Genomic DNA, 7,410 nt, shown 5'->3' on the forward strand with positions numbered 1-7,410 from the left:
GCGAGGGAACCGAGGACGGCGCGGCCTACTCGGCGGGCAGCGGGACGTACCAGTCCAGTGCCGAACCGCCTCCCTCGGGGCTGGTCACCTCCAGCCGCCCGCCGAGGCTGTCCGCCCGTTCGGCCATGTTGAGCAGCCCGCTGCGCCGGCCGCCGGAAGGGATGCCCACGCCGTTGTCCGCGACCCGCAGGCGCACCTCGCGGCCGTCGGCGATCAGGACCACCTGGGTCCGGTTGGCGTGGGCGTGCCGGGCGATGTTGGTGAGGGCCTCGGTCAGCACGGCCACCACGTGGTCGGCGATCTCCAGCGGCACATCGGTGTCGACCAGGCCTTCCATGCGCACGCTGGGGGCGAAGCCCAGCACGGGGGCGGCCTCGCCGACCGTCCGGACGACCCTCGCCCGCAGGCCGCTGCCGGCGGTGCCCGTGCGCGCCCGCAGTCCGAAGATCGTCGACCTGATGATCTTGATGGTCTCGTCGAGGTCGTCCACGGCCCGCCGCACCCGCTCGGCGGCCTCGGCATGTTCGATGAAACGGCCCGCGCTCTGCAGGGTCATCCCGGTGGCGAACAGCCGCTGGATGGCGAGGTCGTGCAGGTCCCGGGCGATGCGGTCACGGTCCTCCAGCAACGCGATCTGCTGGGCGTCGTGCCTGCGGTCGGCGAGCTCCATCGCGATCGCGGCCTGGGCGGCGAACCCCTGCAGCAACTCGGTCTCCTTACGGAGGAACGCCGGCCGGCCGCCCTCGCGGGCCACCAGCACCACGCCACGCACCCCGTTCTCGCCCGTGCCGATCGGGACGGCCACCGCGGGTCCGAGCCCCTCGAAGCGCGGCGGTTCGGGGGTGATCCGCGCATCGTGGACCACGTCGTCACTGGTGACCGGGGCGGTCGCGGTGTATGCCAGCCCCATGAGGCTCGCGTCCATGGGCAGCACCAGTCCCCGGTGCGCCTCCGCGTCGACTCCGACGGCGATCTCCACGGTGAGCGACTTCGTGCCCTCCATGGGCATGGCGACCGCCGCCAGGGCCGAGCCCGAGATCTCCCTGGCCCGCTCGGCGATCAGGTTCAGCGACTCGGCCCGGTCGATGCCGGACATCAGGCTGTGGCTGATCTCCGCGTTCGCCCGCTGCCAGCGCTCGCGCAGCCGGGAGTCCTCGTACAGGCGGGCGTTGTCGATCGCCACGCCGGCGGCCACGGCCAGCGTGGACAGCACCGACTCGTCCTCCTCGTCGAACTCCCGCCCGCCGCGCTTCTCGGTCAGGTAGAGGTTGCCGAAGACCTGGTCGCGGACCCGGATCGGGACGCCGAGGAAGCTGTTCATCGGCGGGTGGCCCGGGGGGAAGCCGTAGGAGGACGCATGTGCGGAGATCTTGCCGAGTCGGAGCGGCTGCGGGTGCCGGATCAGCTCGCCGAGGATGCCGTGCCCTTCCGGAAAGGGGCCGATCGCGGCGATCTGCTCCTCGGTGACGCCCACCGTGTGGAAGGCGGACAGGCGCGTGCCGTCCGGTCCGATGACACCGAGGGCGGCGTACCCGGCGTTCACGACCACCGCGGCCGCCTCCACGATGGAGTGCAGGACCTGCTCCAGGTCGAGCTCCCGGCCGACGGAGAGGACCGCCTCCAGCAGACCTTGCACGCGATCCTGTGTGCCGCGGGCTGCGCTGATCCGGGCCTGCAGCTCCTCCAGCAGCTCGTCGAGCTTCAGCTGCGGCAGTCGTACGCGCGGCTCCTCCGAATCGGTCACCACGTCCTCCAGTCCCCATCAGCACATGGCCCGGAACCGATGGGTCTTCCCACACCGTAGCGCCTCCCGGGCCAGGTGGGCACGGGATCCGCGAACCGGTCCGCCGGCCCGCGCCCGCCGAGCCCCGCACCGGCGCCGTGGGGCCGATCGGCCCGCCCGGCGGGACTTCCAGGACGGCGGCCGCGACCCGGCCGGCCTGCTCGACGGCAAGCGCCAACCTGGCCGAGACGACCCGGCTGGGCCTGCCGGTGCCGCCCGGTTTCACCGTCACCACCGAGGCCTGCCGCGCCCTCCTCGCCACCGGCGAGGAGCCGGACGGCCTGCCGGCGGAGCTCTCCCGGACCTTTCGGCGCGGGAGGCCGTGACGACGGCAGCACGGTGAGGGCGTCGCCCCGGTCCGGTTCGACGAGGCCATGACCCTGGAGCCGCTCCAGCAGGCCGTCCTCGCCGTGTTCCGGTCCTGGAACGCCGAGCGCGCCCGCCCGTACCGGCGGCGCGAGCACATCCCGGACGACCTCGGCCCCGACTCCGGCAGCGGCGTCGCCTTCACGCGCTCCCCGGAACATGTTCCTCGGCGAGCGGCGCTCTCGGACCGTCGGACCCGTCAGACCGTGGTCCGGCGCCCCGTCACCGTGCGGGGTTCGACACGCACCCACAGGTCACGCACGCCGCCCAAGGGGCGCTGTACGCCTGCCCGGTGAACCTCCGCTGCTCCTGCGGGTCCGTCACCGACCGCGCACTGCCGCGGATCAGGACGCTCCAGCCCTGGCTGAACGTGTCGTCGATGCCGTCGACCTCGAGGGCCACTGCCTGGCCGGCCGCGAGGGACGGTGTCGCGCCGAGGGCGGTCCGGAAGACGAACGCACCCTCGGCGAAGCTGTAGTTGACGGGCACGATCACCGGGCCCGTATCCGTGGGCACGACCAGTCGGCCCACCCCGTGCGAGCCGAGCAACGCCCGGCACTCGTCCGGTGTCAGCTCGGTCACCGTGGTCTGCAGCGCCTGGGCCGGCCTGGTCAGGGGGCCGGGGCCCGGGGCGGCACCGGGATGCTCCTCCAGATACCCGAGGTAGGTGACGGCCATGCCGGTGCGGGCGGCCACCTCCCTTCGCGACAGGCCGAGTTGGGCGCGCCGGGCGGCCAGGCGGCGGCCCGGATCGCCCGGCGGCGTCTCCGTCAGGCCGCGGGAACGGCCACTTCCGCGTGCTGCTCCCCGCCGAGCACGATCTTGAGCGCGCCGGTCTCGGTGGCCCGGGAGAAGACGTCGTAGGCCTCCTCCATGTGGTCCAGCGGCAAGGTGTGGGTGACCAGTTGCCCGGTCGGCAGCCGGCCGGCGGCGGCCATCCGCAGCAGGGTGGGCGTGGAGGAGGTGTCCACGAGGCCGGTCGTGATGGTCACGTTCCTGATCCAGAGGTCTTCGAGGTGCAGTGTCGCGGGCCTGCCGTGCACGCCGATGTTGGCCACGTGCCCGCCGGGGCGGACCATGCGGGTGCACAGCTCGAAGCTCTCCGGGACGCCGACCGCCTCCATGACCACGTCCGCGCCGAGACCGTCGGTCAGATCGGCGACCAGCTGGCCGGGTTCCTCGCGGGCGTCGGCCACGGCGTCGGCGCCGAGCCGCCGGGCGGCCTCCAGCCGGGCCGGAGCCATGTCGACCGAGATGATCCGTTCCGGGGCGAACAGTCGCGCCGTCGCGACGGCCGCGAGTCCGATGGGCCCGGCGCCGACGATGGCGACGGTGTCGCCGGGCCGCACATGCCCGTTGAGGACACCGACCTCGTACGACGTCGGGAAGATGTCCGCGAGCAGGACGGCCTCCTCACTGGGCACGGCGGCGGGCAGCGGATGCACGGACAGGTCGGCGTAGGGGACGCGGACGTACTCGGCCTGGGTGCCGTCGACGAGATGGCCGAGGATCCAGCCTCCGCCGCCCCGGCACTGGCCGTACGAGCCGTCCCTGCAGAAGCGGCACCGGCCGCACGAGGTGATGCAGGACATCAGCACCCGGTCCCCCGGCCGTACGGTGCGCACGTCGCTGCCGACCTCGACGATCTCGCCGACCGCCTCGTGCCCGAGCACCGTGCCGGAGCGGACCTCGGGGACATCGCCCTTGAGGATGTGCAGGTCCGTCCCGCAGATGGTCACGGCGCCGACCTTGACGATGGCGTCGGTGGGTTCCTTGACGGCGGGGTCCGGGACGTCCTGCCAGGACGCCTGCCCCGGACCGTGGAACACGAAGCCCTTCATGGCAGCTCCCTGTCGCTCTTCGTCGACTCCGCCGCGGGATCGTGGTTCCGGCACGGCGCCGGGACCGCCCGCACGTCCAGCTTCCCCAGCGGGGGACCGGTGCCGCTTGGGCCGTCCGGCCCTCGCCCCGCGGCCGGACGGTGCCGATCGGGGCCGCGCCCGTCGCGAGGACGAGGGGTGCCCCGTACGGACCGGCGACAGGGGCCGGATGGCCCTAGTCCCCCGCCCGGCACGCCCGGTTCGCTCGTGCCATGTCCGAGAACGACGCGGCCCGCGCGGCGGAGCACCACACCGCACCGGAAGTGCTCGCGGCCGATCGCGTGGCCGGCGGAGCGACCGTCGTGGCCCTGCACGGCGAGATCGATGTGCTGACCGCCCCCGCGCTGTCGCGCCGGCTCGACGCGCTCACCACCTCCCCCCGGCCCGACCTGGTGCTCGACCTGCGGCCGGTCACGTTCATCGACTGCATCGGACTCGGGGTCCTGTGCCGCGCACGCAACCGGACGCTGGCCCGGCAGGGCCGGCTGCGGCTGATCACCGAGAGTGCGGAGTTCCGGCGCATCCTGCGGGTCACGGGACTGGGGGACGTCTTCGAGGTGCACACGCGACTCCCCCTGCCGCTGCCGGGGCCCCCGTGAGGACCGGCGCGATGAACGCGAGGCCCGGGCTGTGGCGTTGGCGGAGCAATCCGCTGCGGCGACGCGGGGACGTCGTGGAGGCCTGGCTCGTCCTGGCCGTCTGGCTCGCGGTCGTGGTCGGCGGGGCCGTCGCGGGTCTGCTGACGGCACGCGCTGCCGCAGATGTGTTCGCGGCTCAGCGCGCCCACCGGCATCCCGTCCGTGCCGTGCTCCTCACCGACGCACCGCACGGCACCACGGCCGCCTGGCCGGCGGGCGGACTGGTCCGGGCGACGGTGCGCTGGACCGCACCGGACGGTACTTCCCGCACCGGAGACACGCTGGTCGACAGCGGTCTCGGGGCGGGTGCGCGGGTGGTGGTCTGGCAGGACGACCACGGCGGTCTCACCCCCGCGAAGCCGGTGAACCCCACCGAGGGCGCGATCGAGGCCGGTCTCTTCGGTGCGGCGGCCGGCCTGGCCGTCGCCGCCCCGGTCTACGGGGCCGGAGCGCTCGCAAGGGTGTGGCTCGACCGGCGGCGCATGGCCCGCTGGGACCGGGAGTGGGACCTGGTCGAACCCCGCTGGGGCCACCGGACGGGCTGATCCGCACCGCCGCCGCACGGGTCTCGCCATCCGTCCGGCGTTCCCTCAGGCGTGTTCGGGGACGACGGCCACAGGGCAGGCCGCGTGGTGCAGCACCCCGTGGGCGACGCGGCTGAGCTGGAGGCCGAAGGGACCGTGCCTGCGCCGGGCGCCGACGACGAGCAGGTCGGACTCGCGGGACACGGCGATCAGGGCGTCGCGGGCGTGGCCCTCGACGGTGCGGCGGTCCGCCTTCAGCTCGGCCGGCACGTCCCGCAAAGCCTCCTCCAGCACCCCGAGGGCCTGCCGCCTCTGGGAATGCGGGGTCGCGTGCGCGGGGCACCGCCAGGCCCGTACGGCTTCCAGGGGCACCCCGCGCAGGACGGCCTCCTCGACGGCGAACCGTACGGCGGCCGAGCCGGCCGGCTTCTCACCCACCCCCAGCGCGATCCGGCCCCGGATCCCGGTGCGGGCCTGGCTGTCGTGGGTGCCGCGCAGCACGATCACGGGGCAGTGCGCGTGCCCGGCGACCGCGAGGCTGACGGACCCCAGCAGCGCCTCGGCCATGCCGCTGCGGCCACGACAGCCCAGCACCAGCGCGAGGGCGGTGCTGCTCTCCCGTACGAGCCCGTACTCCGGCTCCTCGGGCAGCACATCGGTGGTGACCTTCAGCTCCGGCCGGCGGCGTCGGGCGCGCTCCTCCGCCGTACCGAGGACATCCCGGGCCATCACCTCCTCCAGCGGCTTGTCGAGTTCCTGTGCGAGCAGGGCGCCTTCGTAGCGCTCCCAGAGGGAGGCGTACACCAGCCGGAGCGGGGCCCCGCGCAGGGCGGCCTCGTCGGCCGCCCAGTCGACGGCCCGCAGGCTGGGCTCGGAACCGTCGACGCCGACGACGACCGGAAGCTCCATCGAGTTCACCGCTCCCTCGGGGGATCAGGGGGATCAGGGGGATCAAGGGGATCAGTCGTGCGGAACCACGGCGACCGGGCCCACGACGTGGTGCAGCACGGCATGCGCGACGTGGCCGATGTGGATGCCGAGCGGGCTGGTGCGGACGCGCCGGCCCACGACGACCAGGGAGGCCTCACGGGAGGCGTCGACGAGAACCTGCGCGGCGCTGCCGCACCGGCTCGCCTCGATCACTTCCACGTCCGGGAACCTCTGCCGCCAGGAGCGCAGCAGCTCGGTCAGGGCCTTGGCCTGCCCGCGGGCGATGTCGTCGTAGAGCTCGGCGTCCCCGTAGAAGCGGTAGAAGGAGGTGGGCGGTTCGCTCCAGGCGTGCACGACCCGCAGGGACGCGCCGCGCCGGGCGGCCGCCTCGAAGGCGAATCCGAGCAGCGTCTCGTCGGGGGTGCCGATGTCGAGGCCGAGCACGACGGGCCGGAAGGGGGTCGCGGCGGACGGTACACCCGCGGGGTCCGGCTTGTGTTCGTCGGCGGCCTGCTCCCCGGCCCGGACCAGTACCACGGGACGCTCGGCGTGGGCGAGCACCGCCAGGCTGACCGAGCCGACCATGAAGCCCGCGATCCCGCCGAAGCCGCGCGAGCCCAGCACCATCAGCTCGGCGGCGTCCGCCGCCTCGGTCAGGGCGTGGGCCGGTTCCCCGGTGACCCGGTCGGTGACCACCTCGACGCCGGGATGGCGCAGCCGCAGCCCTTCGGCGGCCTCACGGGTAACCTCCTCGGTCCAGTGCTGCTGGGCCTCGCCGCCGAGCAGCGGGGCCTGGGTCACGGGGTCGGGCACCGGCTTCCAGACGTGAACGATCTTCAGCGGCAGACCGCGCAACGCTGCCTCGCGCGCCGCCCATTCGGCGGCGGCCCGGCTCTCGGACGAGCCGTCGAGGCCTGCCGTGACCGTTCGGGGCATCGTCTCCACCTCCCGGGTCGAGGGATCCAGTTCCAGCGTGGTGCCGCCGCGTTCGCGGGGCGAAGGGCCGCAGGTCCCCATGCGGGGCCGACCGGCCCACCCCGAGGACCGGTGGCCCCTGGCCGGTTCTTCGGCACCGGCACATGCTGGGAACGGACCGGCCGCCGCCAGGACCGTACGGAGGTCACCATGTACGGCACCCCGCACATCGTCTGCGACGTCATGACCCGGACGGTCGCGGTCGTCGGCCGTCGTGCCCCCTTCAAGGAGATCGTGCAGCTGATGCAGGACTGGCAGGTCAGCGCCCTGCCCGTGATCGAGGGCGAGGGCCGGGTGGTCGGCGTGGTCTCCGA

Annotated in this window: 8 protein-coding genes and 1 pseudogene; 4 read left to right on the forward strand and 5 right to left on the reverse strand. The window is 74.0% G+C overall.

Features of this window, described 5'->3' with window-relative positions; all coding sequences use genetic code 11:
* Positions 1-25: 25 nt before the first annotated feature.
* Complete coding sequence (locus tag ACWDEN_RS41915) at positions 26-1,744, reverse strand: GAF domain-containing protein (protein WP_450863188.1); 1,719 nt, start codon at positions 1,742-1,744, stop codon at positions 26-28.
* A gap of 196 nt (positions 1,745-1,940) precedes the next feature.
* Here ACWDEN_RS41915 and ACWDEN_RS41920 point away from each other — a divergent pair.
* Positions 1,941-2,304, forward strand: a pseudogene (locus ACWDEN_RS41920) (PEP/pyruvate-binding domain-containing protein); the annotation flags it as partial.
* Between the two features lie 67 nt (positions 2,305-2,371).
* Here ACWDEN_RS41920 and ACWDEN_RS41925 read toward each other — a convergent pair.
* Positions 2,372-2,845: a pyridoxamine 5'-phosphate oxidase family protein gene (locus tag ACWDEN_RS41925; protein ID WP_450863190.1), complete on the reverse strand. Its 474-nt coding sequence runs from the start codon at positions 2,843-2,845 to the stop codon at positions 2,372-2,374.
* 74 nt (positions 2,846-2,919) lie between these two features.
* The gene (locus ACWDEN_RS41930; protein ID WP_450863192.1) at positions 2,920-3,990 is read right to left on the reverse strand and encodes a zinc-dependent alcohol dehydrogenase family protein; all 1,071 of its coding nucleotides are present in this window, start codon (positions 3,988-3,990) and stop codon (positions 2,920-2,922) included.
* 251 nt (positions 3,991-4,241) lie between these two features.
* On the opposite strand from ACWDEN_RS41930, the gene ACWDEN_RS41935 reads away from it, so the two are divergent.
* Positions 4,242-4,628 (forward strand): STAS domain-containing protein, encoded by a 387-nt coding sequence (locus tag ACWDEN_RS41935; protein ID WP_450863194.1) that lies wholly within the window; start codon positions 4,242-4,244, stop codon positions 4,626-4,628.
* Positions 4,629-4,639: 11 nt separating this feature from the next.
* Positions 4,640-5,212 carry an Rv1733c family protein gene (locus tag ACWDEN_RS41940; protein ID WP_450863196.1) on the forward strand — a complete coding sequence of 191 codons (573 nt, stop codon included), beginning with the start codon at positions 4,640-4,642 and terminating at the stop codon, positions 5,210-5,212.
* A 45-nt stretch (positions 5,213-5,257) separates the two neighbouring features.
* Here ACWDEN_RS41940 and ACWDEN_RS41945 read toward each other — a convergent pair whose 3' ends face one another.
* Complete coding sequence (locus tag ACWDEN_RS41945) at positions 5,258-6,100, reverse strand: universal stress protein (RefSeq protein WP_450863198.1); 843 nt, start codon at positions 6,098-6,100, stop codon at positions 5,258-5,260.
* Between the two features lie 51 nt (positions 6,101-6,151).
* Positions 6,152-7,057 (reverse strand): universal stress protein, encoded by a 906-nt coding sequence (locus tag ACWDEN_RS41950; RefSeq protein ID WP_351621727.1) that lies wholly within the window; start codon positions 7,055-7,057, stop codon positions 6,152-6,154.
* Positions 7,058-7,246: 189 nt separating this feature from the next.
* On the opposite strand from ACWDEN_RS41950, the gene ACWDEN_RS41955 reads away from it, so the two are divergent.
* A partial coding sequence (locus tag ACWDEN_RS41955) for a CBS domain-containing protein (RefSeq protein ID WP_450863203.1) occupies positions 7,247-7,410 on the forward strand: 164 nt, incomplete at its 3' end.

The sequence above is a fragment of the Streptomyces sp. NPDC001153 genome (genome assembly GCF_053598315.1).